The sequence below is a fragment of the Arthrobacter sp. M2012083 genome, assembly GCF_000281065.1.
In the GTDB taxonomy this organism is placed as follows: domain Bacteria; phylum Actinomycetota; class Actinomycetes; order Actinomycetales; family Micrococcaceae; genus Arthrobacter.
In genome coordinates this window covers 1-16,325 of record NZ_AKKK01000008.1, presented here as the reverse complement: position 1 = coordinate 16,325, position 16,325 = coordinate 1, and the positions used below count along the sequence as shown (strand labels likewise).

The window sequence follows — 16,325 nt, the reverse complement described above, 5'->3', positions numbered from 1 at the left end:
TACAGTGGAGTCATGACTATTTCTGTTGCCGTCTCCGGTGCCAGCGGCTACGCCGGGGGAGAAGTCCTGCGCTTGCTGGCAGGCCATCCAAACGTCACCATCGGTGCCATCACCGCGCACAGCAACGCCGGTTCCAGACTAGGGGAGTTGCAGCCGCATCTCCACGGTTTGGCCAGCCGGATCCTGGAAGACACCACGGTGGAGAACCTGTCGGGCCATGACGTCGTGTTCCTTGCCCTGCCACACGGTGCCTCAGCCGAGATCGCTGCGCAGTTGCCTGAAGGCACAGTAGTCATCGACGCCGGTGCTGACCACCGTTTGCAGGACGCCGAGGCGTGGGAAAAGTTCTACGGCTCCGCCCACGCGGGCACCTGGCCATATGGTCTTCCGGAGCTCCCCGGCCAGCGCGAAGCCCTCAAAGGTGCCACGCGCATCGCCGTTCCCGGGTGCTACCCGACGTCGGCCCTGCTCGCCTTGACGCCGGGGTTCGCCAACAGCCTCCTCCTGACGGACGACGTCGTGATTGTCTCCGCCTCGGGGACCTCAGGCGCGGGCAAGGCTGCCAAAGTCAATTTGATTGGCTCTGAAGTCATGGGTTCCATGAGCCCTTACGGTGTTGGCGGCGGACACCGGCACACACCTGAGATCGAGCAGGGATTGTCCAATGCGGCTGGAGAGTCGGTAAATGTCTCGTTCACGCCAACACTGGCTCCGATGAGCCGCGGCATCCTGACCACGGCAACGGCCAAGGTTGGCCACGGCGTTTCCTACGCGGAGCTTCGCCAAGCCTGGGCAGATGCCTACGACGACGAACCGTTCGTGCACCTCCTGCCGGAGGGGCAGTGGCCCACCACCAAGTCGGTCCAGGGCTCCAACCATGCGGTGATGCAGCTGGCCTTCGACGCCCACACGGGCCGCGTGATCGTGACGTGCGCTATCGACAACCTCACCAAGGGAACCGCTGGCGGCGCCGTGCAGTCCATGAACATTGCCCTCGGCCTGGACGAAACCGCCGGCCTGAACCTCCAGGGAGTTGCACCGTGACCATTACCGCCCCCAAGGGATTCCGCGCCGCAGGCGTCAAAGCCGCCATTAAGGCCTCGGGCAACCCGGACCTGGCCCTGGTAGTCAACGACGGACCACAAAAGTCCGCCGCCGCCGTCTTTACCTCCAACCGCGTGGCTGCTGCACCAGTCCACTGGTCACGCCAAGTGGTCAGCGACGGACGAGTGGATGCCGTGGTCCTGAACTCCGGTGGAGCCAACGCCTGCACCGGTCCGCAGGGCTTCCAGAACACCCACGCCACGGCCGAGAAAGTGGCAGATGTGCTGGGAGTATCTGCTTCCGACGTCGTGGTCTGCTCAACTGGGCTGATCGGCGAGCAGTTGCCCATGGACAAGATCCTTCCCGGCGTCGAGGCCGCTTTCCGCGACCTGTCGGAGGACGGCGGCTCCGCTGCCGCCACGGCGATCATGACCACGGACAGCGTGTCCAAGGAAGCCGTCTTCACGGGCACCGACGCCGAAGGCAAGCAGTTCACCGTGGGTGGCATCGCCAAGGGTGCCGGCATGTTGGCGCCGGGCCTGGCTACGATGCTGGTGGTCCTCACTACCGACGCCGAGGTTCCTGCTGATGAACTCGACGTCGTCCTGCGGGATGCCACGCGCGTCACCTTTGACCGGGCAGACTCGGACGGCTGCATGTCCACCAACGACACCGTGGTGCTGCTGGCATCCGGGGCGTCCGAGGCGTTGCCATCTGCCGAGCAGTTGAGCGAAGCGGTCACCCAGGTCTGCGCCGAACTGGCCCGCAAGCTCATCGGTGACGCCGAAGGCGCCAGCCACGACATCGCCATCCGGACGTTCAACGCTGCCAGCGAACGCGATGCCGAAATCGTTAGCCGCAGTGTTGCCCGCTCCAACCTGTTCAAAGCCGCCATCTTCGGCAAGGACCCTAACTGGGGCCGTGTGCTCTCGGCCGTGGGAACGACTGACGCCGTCTTCGAGGCGGACCAGCTCAACGTCGCAATGAACGGTGTGCAGATCTGCCGCAACGGCGCAATCGGCGATGACCGTAACCTGGTGGACCTTGAGCCGCGCGAAGTGCTGGTCGAAATCGACCTGCAGGCCGGCGATGCCGAAGCCACCATTTGGACCAACGACCTCACGCACGATTACGTGCACGAGAACAGCGCATACTCGAGCTGAGCGGATGACTATGACTGCGCACACCCGCGAAACCACCTCCATGAGTGACGCCCAGGACAAGGCCGGCACCCTGATCGAGGCCCTTCCGTGGATCCAGCGTTTTGCCGGTACCACCATGGTGATCAAGTACGGCGGCAACGCTATGGTCAACGACGACCTTCGTCGTGCCTTCGCCGAGGACATTGTGTTCCTCCACCACGTTGGCATCCACCCCGTGGTGGTCCATGGCGGTGGCCCCCAGATCAACTCCATGCTGAGCCGCCTGGGCATCGAGTCCGAGTTCAAGGGCGGCCTGCGCGTCACCACCCCTGAAGCCATGGATGTGGTCCGCATGGTCCTCACGGGCCAGGTTGGACGCGAGCTTGTTGGCCTCATCAACTCCCACGGTCCCTACGCCGTGGGCATGTCAGGCGAAGATGGCGGACTACTGCGCGCCGTCCGCACAGGCACGGTTGTTGATGGCGAAGAGGTGGACCTGGGCCTGGTGGGCGAAGTAGTGGGTGTGGATCCCGCGGGAATCAAGGACATTCTCGACGCCGGCCGCATTCCCGTGATCTCCACGGTCGCCCCGGAAATTCTCGACGACGGCAACGGTTCCGGTCCCACCACCGGACAGGTCCTCAACGTCAACGCGGACACAGCAGCTGCCGCCGTCGCCTCCGCCCTGGGCGCCACCAAGCTGGTCATCCTGACCGACGTCGAAGGCCTGTATGCCAACTGGCCGGACAAATCGTCGCTGATCTCATCACTGACCGCATCGGAACTCCGCGAGATGTTGCCCAATCTCGAGTCGGGAATGATCCCGAAGATGGCTGCCTGCCTCAAAGCCATTGACGAAGGTGTGGAACGCGCACACATCGTTGACGGCCGCCTCCCGCACTCGATGCTGCTGGAAACCTTCACGACGGCGGGCATTGGCACGCAAGTAGTACCCGACGAGGAAGTGAACGCATGAGCACCGAACTGAGCCATACCGCCGAAAGCCGCAGCAGCGATGGTGGGCCGGGTGCGGTCGGACACCGCGAAGCGGGCGGGGCCCCCATCGCTGTGGAGGCTGCCGCAACCACGCTCGTTTCACAGAGCTCAGGCGCTGACTGGCTTGCCCGTTACTCGTCGTCGCTCATGGGCGTCTTTGGCACCCCACAGCGCGTCTTGGTTCGCGGCGCCGGTTGTCTCGTATGGGACGCCGACGGCAAGGAATACCTGGACCTCCTGGGTGGTATTGCGGTAAACGCGTTGGGTCACGCCCACCCCTTCGTCACGTCAGTGATTTCCAGCCAACTGGCCACGCTTGGGCATGTCTCGAACTTCTTCACGAGCCCCACGCAAATTGCCTTGGCCGAAAAGCTCCTGGCCCTCGCCAATGCTCCGACAGGGTCCAAGGTCTTCTTTGCCAACTCCGGTACAGAGGCCAACGAGGCAGCGTTCAAGCTCGCCCGACGGAATAACTCCGATGGAAAGCGCACCAAGATCATCGCCTTGGAGGGCGCCTTCCACGGCCGCACCATGGGCGCCTTGGCGCTCACGGCCAAAGAGGCTTACCGTGCACCGTTTGAGCCACTGCCCGGTGGCGTGGTCCACATCCCGTTCGGCGACATCGAAGCCTTGCATGCCGCCGTCGACGATTCCACAGCGGCCGTTTTCCTGGAACCCATCCAGGGCGAAGCGGGCGTCCGCCCACTCACTGCGGAATACCTGCAAGCGGCCCGCGAGGTGACCACCGCAGCGGGTGCCTTGCTGATCCTGGACGAAGTACAGACCGGCATCGGCCGGACCGGTAAATGGCTGGCCAGCGAAGACGCCGGCATTGTTCCCGACGCCGTGACCCTCGCAAAGGGCCTCGGCGGCGGTTTCCCGGTAGGCGCCTTGGTTACCTTCGGAAGCACGACGTCGGCCCTGCTCACCGCCGGGCAACACGGCACCACGTTCGGCGGGAATCCGGTGGCTACGGCCGCCGCGCTGGCCACGCTCCACGCGATCGAAAGCCAAGGTGTCCTGCAGAACGTGCTGACTGTCGGCGCCCACCTTCGTGAGGGACTGGCCGCCATCGCGGCCGTCACTGAAGTCCGTGGCGAGGGTCTGTTGATCGGCTTCGATGTGAACGCCGACATCGCACCCGCCATGGTGACCGCAGCTTTGGACGCCGGCTTCATCATCAACAGCCCGGGCCCGAGGACCATCCGCCTCGCGCCGCCGCTGATCCTGACCGTCGATCAAGCGAACCGTTTCCTGGACGCTCTACCCACCCTGATCGCTACGGCTACGGCCAACACCGCTAAGGACGCACAGTGACTACTACCAACACCACCCGTCACTTCCTCAAGGACACGGATCTGAGCCCTGCCGAGCAGGCTGAGGTTTTGGAACTCGCCGTCCGTATGAAGGCCGCGCCGTACAGCGTGCAGCCCTTCGCCGCCGAGGGTAACGGCCGTAAGACAGTGGCAGTGATCTTTGACAAGACCTCCACCCGCACGCGTGTTTCCTTCGCCACCGGCATAGCGGACATGGGCGGCAACGCGCTGATCATCAACCCGGGTGAAGCCCAGATCGGCCACAAGGAATCCGTGGAGGACACGGCGAAGGTCCTGGAGCGAATGGTGTCCACCATCGTATGGCGGACAGGTGCGCACTCCGGCCTGGTTGCCATGGCGGAAAACTCCAAGGTCCCCGTCATCAATGCCCTGTGCGACGACTACCACCCCTGCCAGCTCCTGGCCGACCTCCTGGCCGTCAAGGAACACAAAGGCGAACTGGCCGGATTGAGCATGGCCTACCTGGGTGACGCCGCCAACAACATGGCCAACTCCTACTTGCTGGCCGGAGTTACTGCCGGAATGCATGTGCGCATTTCCGGCCCCGAAGGCTATCTTCCGGCACCTGAAATCGTGGCTGCGGCAGAGGAGCGTGCGGCCGAGACAGGCGGCTCGGTGCTCATCACCAGTGATGCAGCCGAAGCGCTCAAGGGCGCCGACGTCGTAGCAACGGACACGTGGGTTTCCATGGGCCAGGAAGCCGAAAAGGAAGCCCGGCTGCAGCTCTTTCGCGAGTACTCCGTGGATGAGGCCGCCATGGCGCAGGCCGCGCCGGACGCCGTCGTGCTTCACTGCCTTCCGGCCTACCGGGGCTACGAAATTTCCGCCGGAGTGATCGACGGGCCGCAGTCGATTGTCTGGGACGAGGCGGAGAACCGCCTGCACGCCCAGAAGGCGCTGATGGCCTGGCTGATGCACCGCTCCGGTCTCGCTTTCGTGGACGGTCTTTCTCCCGTCGAAGGAACCGGGGAGAGCACGTTCTAGTGTCCACCAACCCGTCCGTGCCGGGCGCCAGCCCAGCCACCAAGACTGCCCGACAGGCGCGCATCACCGCGATCCTGACGGGTGAGTCCGTGCGTTCACAAGCAGAGCTTGCAGCCCTGCTGGCGGACGACGGCGTCCAGGTCACCCAGGCCACCCTGTCCCGCGACCTCGTGGAACTGGGCGCAGTCCGGGTCCGGGGCAAGGAAGGCGCACTTGTTTACGCTGTCCCGGGGGAGGGTGGGGACCGCAACGCCAAGAGCGGCGTCACCCAGGAAATCCTGGATGCGCGGCTGACCCGGCTTTGCGGCGAACTCCTGGTGACAGCGGAGGCATCGGGCAACATCGTGGTACTCCGCACCCCGCCGGGAGCAGCCAATTTCCTGGCCTTGGCAGTTGACCACTCGGTGATGCCGTCGGTATTGGGTACGATCGCAGGCGACGACACTTTGCTGCTGGTCGCACGGGATCCCGATGGCGGGGCAGAACTGGCAGCGCGTTTCCTGCGCATGGCCGAAGAAGCCGGGCCTGGCAACTAATTGATCTTTTTCAGCATTGATTCACACAGCATTGATTCGAATGAACCAAGCAACAACAAAGGAGCACTCTCGTGACTGAGCGCATTGTTCTGGCCTACTCCGGTGGCCTTGATACTTCCGTAGCCATCGGCTGGATCGGTGAAGCCACCGGCGCCGAGGTCATCGCTGTGGCCGTCGACGTCGGACAGGGCGGCGAGTCGCTGGAGACCATCCGCCAGCGCGCCCTCGGTTGCGGTGCCGTCGAAGCCTACGTTGCCGACGCCCGTGACGAGTTCGCCAACGAGTACGCCATGCCTACCCTGAAGGCCAACGCCCTCTACCAGGGCCACTATCCGTTGGTTTCCGCTATTTCCCGCCCGGTCATCGTGAAGCACCTCGTGAAGGCTGCCCGCGAATTCGGTGCCACCACCGTTGCCCACGGCTGCACCGGCAAGGGCAACGACCAGGTCCGTTTCGAAGTTGGCATCCAGACCCTCGGCCCGGACCTGAAGTGCATTGCACCGGTCCGCGACCTCGCGCTGACCCGCGACAAGGCCATCGCCTTCGCCGAGGAAAAGGGACTGCCGATCGAGACCACCAAGAAGAACCCGTACTCGATCGACCAAAACGTCTGGGGACGCGCCGTCGAAACCGGTTACCTCGAGGACATCTGGAACGCTCCCACCAAGGACATCTACGATTACACCGCCACCCCGGAATTCCCGCCGGCGCCGGATGAGGTCATCATCTCCTTCCAGGCCGGTGTTCCGGTCGCCATCGACGGCGTCAAGGTCACCCCGCTGCAGGCCATCCAGGAACTGAACCGCCGTGCAGGCGCGCAGGGCGTTGGCCGCATCGACGTCGTCGAGGACCGCCTCGTCGGCATCAAGTCCCGTGAAATCTACGAAGCCCCGGGTGCCATGGCGCTGATCACCGCCCACAAGCACCTCGAGGACATCACCATCGAGCGTGAGCAGGCCCGCTTCAAGGCAACTGTTGGCCAGCGCTGGGCAGAGCTGGTCTACGACGGCCAGTGGTTCTCCCCGCTCAAGCGCTCCCTGGACGCGTTCATCGAAGACACGCAGCAGTACGTTTCCGGCGACATCCGCATGGTCCTCCACGGCGGCCAGGCAATCGTCAACGGTCGTCGCTCCGAGACCTCGCTGTACGACTTCGACCTCGCCACCTACGACACCGGCGACACCTTCGACCAGTCCATGGCCCGCGGTTTCATCGAGCTGTGGGGCATGTCCTCCAAGGTTGCCTCGGGCCGCGACCTTCGCGTCGCAGGGCAGTGAGTCCTCAGCAGGGTCCCGGGACGCAGGGATCCCCGGCCGAGCGGAGCGAGGTTGGGGAGCGTTCAGGGACAAACGAAGGTGCACTGTGGGGTGGCCGGTTCGCCGGCGGCCCCGCAGATGCGCTGGCCGCACTGAGCAAGTCCACGCACTTTGACTGGCGGCTGGCCCGCTACGATATCGCCGGTTCCAAGGCGCACGCCCGCGTGCTGGCCAAGGCCGGACTGTTGGACGACGCCGAGCTCGAAGGTATGCTCGCCGCCCTCAACCAGTTGGACGAGGATGTGGCGAGCGGTGCCTACCTGCCGGCCGAGAGCGATGAGGATGTTCACGGTTCACTTGAGCGTGGCCTGATCGAGCGTGCAGGAACACAGCTGGGCGGCAAGCTCCGCGCCGGCCGTTCCCGTAACGATCAGGTTGCCACTCTCGGCCGCATGTTCCTGCGTGACCACGCCCGGATCATAGCCGGCGGAGTCCTTGCTACCATCGACGCCCTCGTCGAGCAGGCCAAGGCCCACCAGGGAGTTGCCATGCCTGGCCGGACGCACCTGCAGCACGCCCAGCCGGTATTGCTGAGCCATCACCTTCTTGCCCACGCGTGGGCATTGCTGCGCGATGTGCAGCGCCTCCAGGACTGGGACAAGCGTGCTGGCGTTTCGCCATACGGTTCGGGTGCCCTGGCAGGTTCGTCGTTGGGACTGGACCCAGAGGCCGTTGCAGCTGATCTTGGCTTCTTCTCGGCTGTCCATAACTCGATCGATGGCACCGCCTCCCGCGATGTCTTCGCCGAGTTCGCCTGGGTGTGCTCCATGATTGGCGTGGATCTGTCCCGGATCTCCGAGGAAGTCATCTTCTGGGCAACCAAGGAATTCTCCTTCGTGACCCTGCACGACTCGTACTCCACGGGGTCCTCGATCATGCCGCAGAAGAAGAACCCGGACGTTGCCGAGCTCGCGCGCGGCAAGGCAGGACGCCTCATTGGCAACCTGACCGGACTGCTGGCAACGCTCAAGGGCCTGCCGCTCGCGTACAACCGCGATCTGCAGGAAGACAAAGAACCTGTCTTCGACGCCGCCGACACCTTGGAGCTGCTGCTTCCGGCCGTGTCCGGCATGATTGCCACGCTGAAGTTCAACACGGAGCGCATGGAAGCACTGGCTCCCCAGGGCTTCGCGTTGGCCACGGACATTGCTGAGTGGCTTGTCCGCCAGGGCGTTCCCTTCCGTGAAGCCCACGAGCTGTCCGGCGCTGCCGTCAAACAGGCCGAAGGCCGGGGCGTGGAGCTGTGGGACCTGACGGACGAGGAATACGCAGCAATCTCGGAGCACCTGACTCCCGAAGTTCGCAGCGTCCTGAGCACCGAAGGTTCCCTCAACAGCCGCAACTCCCAAGGCGGAACGGCGCCCGCCGCCGTCGAACGCCAATTGACTGCCCTTGAAGCGGAACTGGACACAGCGCGTTCCTACGCCAGCTAGACCACTCGGGACGGCACGTCGCGGCCATGCCTTCGGGCAGGGGAACGCGAGGTGCCGTCCCGCAGTGCGTTAACATGGCGCTATGACTCAGATCACCCCCGAGATGTTGCCCGCAGAGCTTCACAAAGCCGCCGGCACCGTCACCCGCCTCCTCGCCAAACTGGACGACTCATCCGTCGCTGAACCGTCAGAGCTTCCAGGCTGGACCCGGGGCCACGTCCTTGCCCACCTTGCAGGTATTTCCAACGCCATGGCGCGGCAACTTGAGTACGCGCGCCGCGGCGAGACTGTTGAGCTTTACGACGGCGGAATGGACGGCCGTACCAAGGCGATAGAACTCGCGGCCGGGCACAGCCTCGTCCAGCACAGGGAGTCCGTCACCACCTCCGTGAGTGCGGCGATTTCGGCGTTCGACGCTCTGGGACCGGATGATTGGCAAGCGCGCATCGCCTATCGGAACGGCACAGTGTTCGATGGCGGGCTGGCCCTGTGGCGCGAACTCACCATTCATGCTGCCGACCTTGGCCTGGGTTACGGTCCGGAGACGTGGAGCCGTCCGTTCTGCGAGCACCTCATAGGGTTCTTGGCGGCACGCGTCCCGGAATCCTTCAAATTTGTCTTGCAGCCTACGGGCCTGCCACAACTGAGCATTGGTACCGGCGGCACCTCCATTGCCATCACCGGTATGCTGACCGACATCGCCGCGTGGCTTGCGGGCCGCGAGCCCAGCCTTGGAAGCCTCAGGGCTACTGCTGCCGCTGACGGAGTGGACCTGCCGGAGCTGCTGCCTTGGCCGGCCGCGCAGCCGGCGGCCCGCTGAACCCCGGACGCTCTCTCACTTCCCGCGGGCTTGAGCTGGACGCTCTCTCACTTCCCTCGGGCTTGAGCTGGTCGCTCTCTCACTTCCCCCGGGCTTGAACTGGTCGCTCTCTCACTTCCCGCGGGTTTGGTCTTCACCGCTGCTGCCCGCCACAAGTGCATGGTGGCGTACGAACGCCACGGGCTGACCTCCCTGAAGTCTGCGCTGAGTCCCAAGCCCACGGGCAGCGCCTTCACGCCGTTCCTTACTGCCGCGTCATTGGCCAGGAACACATCCGGAGCGCCAAGCACCCGCATGGCAACGTACCCCACGGTCCATGGCCCAACGCCTGGTAACGGAAGAAGTTTGCTGCCGAGGCTGGCCGGGTCGTCGCCGTAGCCGAAGTCCAGTTCCCCGCTGGCCATGGCCTCGGCGGCGGCCACGATGGAGTCGATGCGGCGCTGTGGTCCTCGGAGTAAGGCACGCCCGTGTTCGGCGAGTTCTGCTGCTGCAGGAAATAGTCGATCAAGGTCTGGCGCAGCGCCATCGACGGCGGATCCGGCCGCAGACAACTGGGTAAGGGCAGTTCGGGCAGCAGCGACGGTGATCTGTTGTCCGATCATTGCCCGAATAAGCAGTTCCTGGGGCTCCACAGCCCCCGGCACGCGCATCCCCGGGAGTGCGGCCACGCTGGCCGTAAGCCTCGGATCCGCTGCCAGGGCACCATCGACCGCTTGCGGATCGGCGTCCAGGTCGAACAGCCTGCGGACCCGGCTCAACAGTGCCGGGAGGTCGTGCAGGTCCACGGCCGTGGCAGTGAGTTGCAACGGTTTGCCGGGTGTTGAGGGGCTGTAGGCAACCGAAAAGGATGCGCTGCCTCGGGGGAGCCGGAGCGTGCGGGCGTAGGTCCGGCTCCCGTCACTGTCAGTCGTTGCTCTTTCGATGCCCGGTACCGCACGTACTGCCAGGAAGTCGAAAATGCCCGGATCGAAGGGCTCCCTGTAAGGCAGGTTGAGTGTCAGCGCGGACGGTGCTGCCCCAGCTGTCCCGGGACCTCGTCGAGTAGCGGACTTCGCCGCGGTGGCACGGACCGCCGTCGGGGTCATCGCGAACACCTCGCCAATGGTGTCGTTGAATTGCCGCACGCTGTTGAACCCGGAGGCGAACGCAACGTCGGCCAGGAGCATGTCGGTGGAGACCAGCAACGTCCTGGCGGTCTGCGCCCTGCTTGCCCGTGCCAGCGAGAGGGGACCCGCGCCGAGTTCGTGGCTGAGGATGCGGTTGAGCTGCCGCGCTGAGTAGCCCAGACGGTGGGCGAGGCCGTCGACGCCCTCGCGAGTGATCACGCCGTCGTTAATCAATCTCATCGCGCGTCCGGCAATGTCGGAACGGATGTTCCATGCAGGCGTTCCAGGGACAGCCTCGGGCAGGCATCGCTTGCAGGCGCGATACCCGGCCTCATGGGCGGCTGCGGAAGTTTCGTAGAAGGTGACGTTCTCAGCCTTGGGCGTTCGGGCAGGGCACGATGGCCGGCAATAAATGCCCGTGGAGCTGACGGCAGTGAAGAATTGACCATCAAACCGGGTGTCGCGGGCGTCGATCGCCCGGTAACGCTGCCAGAAGTCCATGGCTTCATCCTGCCAGCCGTTCGAAGCAGTCGCTAGCGGAAATCGGACATGGCCGTTCGACGGTTTCTTGCTAGGGTCTGCTCATGAGCTCGTCCATGGACAACGGAATCAGCAGCCCGTCCGAGGTGCGCAAGTTCCTTGAGGGGGATCCCCGTGTCATCGCCCCGCTGATACTTGGCGCGGTACTTACCCACTGCTCAGAAGCCGGTCCAGTCTCGGTCAGGCTCACAGAGGTGGAGGCCTATATGGGCCCGCGCGATTCAGAGCACCCCGACCCCGGCTCCCACACCTTCGGTGGTCCTACCGCCCGGAATGCACCCATGTTTGGGCCGCCGGGATTCCTGTACGTCTACTTCACCTACGGCATGCACTACTGCGCCAACATCGTCTGCGGTCCTGACGGCTCACCGTCCGCACTGCTCCTGCGGGCCGGAGAGATTGTTGACGGGGATGAGCTCGCTACCCTTCGCAGGCCGGCCTCCAAAGCACACAGGGAACTGGCCAGTGGACCTGCCAGGCTTGCCTCCGCGCTGGGACTCACGACGGCGGATACTGGCCGTGACGCGCTCGCCTCACCGTTCAGCCTGTGGTTGCCGACGACGCCCGCAGCCGCCGTCGCCAGCGGACCACGGGTGGGCGTAGCGGGTCCTGGCGGAAGCACGGAATATCCTTGGCGGTTTTGGATTGAGGACGATCCCACCGTTTCCAGGTACAAGGCTGCCCGGCCCCGGACCCGCAACGCTACCGGGTGACTTTCGACGCTGGTGGTTCAGCGGTAAATGAACTTCATGTGACGGAGTCCGCCATATGACGGGAACCCCCCACGTTTACCAAAATCGCTGTAGAATGGACGGTCTGTCTTTTGCGATAGGGGTTACGGTTCGATGCACGACGCTGATTTGGTCCACGAGCAGGAATATGTTGCCGGGCTGTACGCCCGGCTCGATGAGCTGCGCGCCGAAAAGCGCGCCCAGCTGGCGCAGGTGCGCAAGGCCGGCGCGGTGGGAACCATGCAGAACGTCTCAGAGCGGGACGCGTTCGCGGCACTGTACGAGGACCGCCTTGCCCAGCTCGACGCCGTCGACGACCGACTGGTGTTCGGCCGTCTGGATCTCGATTCCGGAGAGGCTCAATACATCGGGCGCATCGGGCTTTCCACAGCTGATCTGCAGCGGCTTATGGTCGACTGGCGTGCCCCGGAAGCCGGCCACTTCTATCAGGCCACCGCGTTCGACCGTCAAGGCGTGCGCCGTCGTCGACACCTGATCCTTCAGGGGCGTGACGTCAAAGCGATTGAAGACGACGTCCTGGACGCAGGTATGCTCGCGGACAACGACTCACTTCAGGGCGAAGGCGCCCTGTTGGCTGCGCTCAATTCCAAGCGCACGGGCCGCATGTCGGACATTGTAGGCACCATCCAGTCCGAGCAGGACCGGATCATCCGTTCCTCCATTTCCGGTGCGCTGGTAGTCCAGGGCGGTCCCGGAACAGGGAAGACCGCCGTGGCCCTGCACCGCGCTGCCTATCTGCTGTACACGCACCGCGAGCGGCTCAAGAGCGCCGGTGTGCTGCTTGTCGGGCCGTCGTCGTCCTTCATGCACTACATCGAACGAGTGCTGCCTTCGCTCGGTGAGACGGGTGTGGTCATGGCCAGCCTGGGACGCCTCATGCCCGGGATCCACGCTATTCCCGAGGAAGATGCGGATGTTGCCGCCCTCAAAGGGAAGCTGGACATGGCAACCGTCGTGGCAAATGCCGTGGCCAACCGGCAGCGAACGCCTGCAGAGGACCGCATCCTCGAAGTTGATTCGCGGAAGCTGACACTGACGGTCCGGCAGGTTCGCCGGGCTCGGGAAAAGGCCCGTGCCACAGGAAAGCCCCACAACGAAGCGCGGCTCACGTTCGTCAAGATCCTCCTGCGTGAGCTCACGGAACAGTTGACGGACCTCGTGGAGGAAGGCAACATCGGCAACAACGCCGATCGCGCCTACCTGGCGGAAGACGTTCGGTCCGCCCGCGACGTACGCATTGCGCTGAACCTCTGTTGGATGCCCATGACTCCGGAGAAGCTCATCTCTGAACTCTTCAGCAAGCCGGCCATCCTCGAAGCCTGCACGCCGCACCTGACTCCGGAACAGCGCGCCCTGCTGCAACGTCCTGTGGATGCCCCTTGGACGGAAGCGGATGTTCCGTTGCTCGATGAGGCTGCAGAGTTGTTGGGTGAACTGGATCCGGCCGCCGGCAGGGGATTGGCGCAGCAGGAAGCCGACCGTGCCCGCGATCTAGCCAACGCCAAGCAGACCCTCGCTAACATGGAAGCGATGGGCGTGGACGTACTGGTAACGGCGGAAGAGCTTGCCGAACAGAACCAGGAACGCGAAGGGCGGCTGACCGCTGCTGAACGAGCGACGAGCGACCGCTCATGGGCCTTCGGCCATATCGTGGTTGACGAGGCCCAGGAACTCTCGCCCATGCAGTGGCGGCTCCTGGTGCGGCGTTGCCCGCTGAAGTCCTTCACCATCGTGGGTGATATCGCCCAAACGAGTGCAGCAGCCGGTGCCAATTCGTGGCAAAGCGCGCTGGCGCCGTCGTTCGGTGACCGCTGGACGCTGGAAGAACTTACCGTGAACTACCGCACGCCGTCGCAAATTGCCGAAGCGGCCGTCCGCATGGCCAACCGCGCCGGCCTGGTCGTCTCGGCTCCCAAGGCCGTCCGCGAAGGCAAATGGTCGCCCATCATTGACCATGTGGAGGCGGACGGCATCGTGAATCGCTTGGTTGAAGTCCTGCCGGAGGAAATTGAAGCGATCGACGGCGGCCTGCTGGCTGTCATCGCCGACGGGCCGCTGCTGCCGCAGGCCACGGCAGCGCTGCGTGAGGTCTACGGACGCCGCATCGGCAGCGGCGCAGGCAGTTACCAGCAAGACATCGTGGTGATCAGCCCCAAGGAAGCCAAGGGCCTGGAATTCGACGGTGTTGTGGTCCTGGAACCGGCTGCCATGCTGAACCACGAGCACGGCAAGGTGGGCGACCTCTACGTCGCCATGACCCGTGCCACGCAACGCCTGCGCCTCATCGCGGCGGCGCCGGTGCCTGCCGGCATCGAGCGCTAGGACAAAGCGAACCATCAATCCTGCTAACTTAGATCTCGTGTCACACGTAAACAACCTCGAGTCCCAGCACAACGATCCCGCCTTTGCCAACGTCTGGCAGGAGCTCAAATGGCGCGGCCTTGTCCACGTTTCCACTGATGAAACTGAACTGGAAAAGCTGCTCGCCGGGGACCCGATCACGTATTACTGTGGCTTCGATCCCACAGCGCCGTCACTGCACCTGGGCAACCTGGTGCAGTTGCTGGTGATGCGTCGCCTGCAGCTGGCCGGCCACAAACCGCTCGGTTTGGTGGGCGGTTCCACCGGCCTGATCGGTGACCCCCGTCCGACGGCGGAACGCACCTTGAACACCAAGGACACCGTCGCGGAGTGGGTTGGCTACCTTCAGGGCCAGGTTCGACGCTTCCTCAGCTTCGAGGGCGGGAACCCAGCCCGCATGGTCAATAACCTGGACTGGACGGCACCGCTCAGCGCCATTGATTTCCTCCGCGAGATCGGCAAGCACTTCCGCGTGGGTACCATGCTCCGCAAGGATGCCGTGGCGTCACGCTTGAACTCCGACGAAGGCATCAGCTACACAGAGTTCAGCTACCAGATCCTGCAGGGCATGGACTACCTCCAGCTGTTCCGCGACTACGGCTGCGCGCTGCAGACCGGCGGCTCGGACCAGTGGGGCAACCTCACCAGCGGTACCGAACTGATCCGCAAGGTGGAAGGCAAGAGCGTCCATGCCCTCGGCACGCCGCTCATCACCAACTCTGACGGCACCAAGTTCGGCAAGAGCGAAGGCAACGCCATTTGGCTGGACCCGGACATGTGCAGCCCGTACACGTTCTACCAGTTCTGGCTGAACACCGCTGATGCCGATGTGGTTGATCGGCTCAAGGTATTCACCTTCCTGTCGCGCGCAGAAATCGAGGCACTTGGCCAGGCTGTGGAGGAGCGCCCGTTTGCCCGCGAAGGCCAGAAGAAACTCGCCTTCGAAGTGACCTCCCTGGTGCACGGCGTAGACGCAACCGAGAAAGTCATAGCCGCATCGGCTGCACTTTTCGGCAACGGCGACCTCACGGTACTGGATGAGCGCACCCTCGAAGCAGCCACTGCGGAACTTCCCTCCGCGACTGTTGGTGCCGACGGCCTTGGCATCATCGACCTCTTGGTCGCTTCGGGGCTCTCGGACAGCAAGTCGGCTGCTCGTCGAACAGTTGGCGAGGGCGGTGCGTACGTGAACAACACCAAGGTGTCCGATCCCGACGCCGTCATTGCCCGCGACGAACTGCTTCACGGCCGTTATTTGCTCCTCCGCCGCGGCAAGAAGAACCTGGCCACCATCGAGGTCTCGGCTTAGGCTTCTCCAGTAATCCAGTTCCGAAAGGGCCGGCAACCGTTATGGTTGCCGGCCCTTTTTGCGTTTAAGCGAGTTTGTCAGTGGGTGCGTGCCGCCTTTCCGGTCGCTCTCTCATTTCCCTCGGGCTTGCGCCCGTCGCTCTGTCAGGTCCTTCGGCTTTGCGCTCGTCGCTCTCTCAGGTCCTTCGGGTTTGGGTTGAGTGTTCGACGGCGGTGGTGTGCGTGGGAGCGGTGCGTTGGGTTGGTGGCTGGCTTGGTCTTGTGACGGGCTTCACGTGGGCTGGTTTTGGCGGGTTTTGGTTGGTTTGGGGTCTTGGTGGGGTTGTTTGGCTTGTGTTTGCGGGGGTTTTGGGTGGTGTTGGGGTGGATTTGTGCCCGGGCTTATGGACGTGTAATGTCTTCTGAGTCGCCGCGAGTGAGACAGCCTGGAGCTGAGAGCCGCGGGGGCCGACCCCCTTGATAACAGCCTGGAAAATGGCACGCTTTTGAGTGTGCCTGGTGCCGGGTGGGGCCGGGACTTTGATCGAGAATCGCGGAAACGTTGATTTGCGAAGATCGGGTTGATCGGGTAAGTTTGAAAAGTTGCTCCGGAGCGATCCTGGTCCCTTGTGTGGGGTTTGGTGGTGCCGGTAGTGTCTGTTGTTTGAGAA

13 protein-coding genes are annotated in these 16,325 nt (G+C 64.0%); 12 read left to right on the top strand and 1 reads right to left on the bottom strand.

The annotated features are described in order from the left end of the window. The first annotated feature begins 12 nt into the window (after window positions 1-12). The 9 genes from argC (at window position 13) to A477_RS0105195 (ending at window position 9,608) form a co-directional block, all read left to right on the top strand. Complete coding sequence (gene argC / locus A477_RS0105235) at window positions 13-1,044, top strand: N-acetyl-gamma-glutamyl-phosphate reductase (protein WP_017197973.1); 1,032 nt, start codon at window positions 13-15, stop codon at window positions 1,042-1,044. Then, on the top strand, window positions 1,041-2,207 hold the full coding sequence (argJ, locus tag A477_RS0105230; RefSeq protein ID WP_017197972.1) for a bifunctional glutamate N-acetyltransferase/amino-acid acetyltransferase ArgJ: 1,167 nt from the start codon (window positions 1,041-1,043) through the stop codon (window positions 2,205-2,207). The genes argC and argJ overlap by 4 nt, the downstream gene beginning before the upstream one ends. A 10-nt stretch (window positions 2,208-2,217) precedes the next feature. Next, complete coding sequence (gene argB / locus A477_RS0105225; RefSeq protein WP_026005363.1) at window positions 2,218-3,162, top strand: acetylglutamate kinase; 945 nt, start codon at window positions 2,218-2,220, stop codon at window positions 3,160-3,162. After that, window positions 3,159-4,499 carry an acetylornithine transaminase gene (locus tag A477_RS0105220; protein ID WP_017197970.1) on the top strand — a complete coding sequence of 447 codons (1,341 nt, stop codon included), beginning with the start codon at window positions 3,159-3,161 and terminating at the stop codon, window positions 4,497-4,499. Before argB ends, A477_RS0105220 begins: the two co-directional genes overlap by 4 nt. Then, the gene (gene argF, locus A477_RS0105215) at window positions 4,496-5,503 is read left to right on the top strand and encodes an ornithine carbamoyltransferase (protein WP_017197969.1); all 1,008 of its coding nucleotides are present in this window, start codon (window positions 4,496-4,498) and stop codon (window positions 5,501-5,503) included. Before A477_RS0105220 ends, argF begins: the two co-directional genes overlap by 4 nt. Next, the gene (locus tag A477_RS0105210; RefSeq protein WP_011774347.1) at window positions 5,503-6,039 is read left to right on the top strand and encodes an arginine repressor; all 537 of its coding nucleotides are present in this window, start codon (window positions 5,503-5,505) and stop codon (window positions 6,037-6,039) included. Before argF ends, A477_RS0105210 begins: the two co-directional genes overlap by 1 nt. A 71-nt stretch (window positions 6,040-6,110) precedes the next feature. After that, window positions 6,111-7,316 (top strand): argininosuccinate synthase, encoded by a 1,206-nt coding sequence (locus A477_RS0105205; RefSeq protein WP_017197968.1) that lies wholly within the window; start codon window positions 6,111-6,113, stop codon window positions 7,314-7,316. Further along, window positions 7,313-8,788 (top strand): argininosuccinate lyase, encoded by a 1,476-nt coding sequence (gene argH / locus A477_RS0105200; RefSeq protein ID WP_017197967.1) that lies wholly within the window; start codon window positions 7,313-7,315, stop codon window positions 8,786-8,788. Before A477_RS0105205 ends, argH begins: the two co-directional genes overlap by 4 nt. A gap of 82 nt (window positions 8,789-8,870) precedes the next feature. Next, window positions 8,871-9,608, top strand: a complete 738-nt coding sequence (locus A477_RS0105195) for a maleylpyruvate isomerase family mycothiol-dependent enzyme (protein ID WP_017197966.1) — start codon at window positions 8,871-8,873, stop codon at window positions 9,606-9,608. 47 nt (window positions 9,609-9,655) lie between these two features. On the opposite strand, the gene A477_RS0105190 is transcribed toward A477_RS0105195, so the two are convergent. Next, window positions 9,656-11,215: an AlkA N-terminal domain-containing protein gene (locus tag A477_RS0105190; RefSeq protein ID WP_017197965.1), complete on the bottom strand. Its 1,560-nt coding sequence runs from the start codon at window positions 11,213-11,215 to the stop codon at window positions 9,656-9,658. 95 nt (window positions 11,216-11,310) lie between these two features. Between A477_RS0105190 and A477_RS0105185 the strand changes: the two genes are divergently transcribed. The 3 genes from A477_RS0105185 (at window position 11,311) to tyrS (ending at window position 15,676) form a co-directional block, all read left to right on the top strand. Continuing rightward, window positions 11,311-11,967, top strand: coding sequence for a DNA-3-methyladenine glycosylase (locus A477_RS0105185; protein WP_017197964.1), 657 nt, complete (start codon window positions 11,311-11,313; stop codon window positions 11,965-11,967). A 132-nt stretch (window positions 11,968-12,099) separates the two neighbouring features. Further along, window positions 12,100-14,328: an ATP-binding domain-containing protein gene (locus A477_RS0105180; protein WP_017197963.1), complete on the top strand. Its 2,229-nt coding sequence runs from the start codon at window positions 12,100-12,102 to the stop codon at window positions 14,326-14,328. A gap of 37 nt (window positions 14,329-14,365) precedes the next feature. Then, complete coding sequence (gene tyrS, locus A477_RS0105175) at window positions 14,366-15,676, top strand: tyrosine--tRNA ligase (RefSeq protein WP_017197962.1); 1,311 nt, start codon at window positions 14,366-14,368, stop codon at window positions 15,674-15,676. Window positions 15,677-16,325 lie beyond the last annotated feature (649 nt).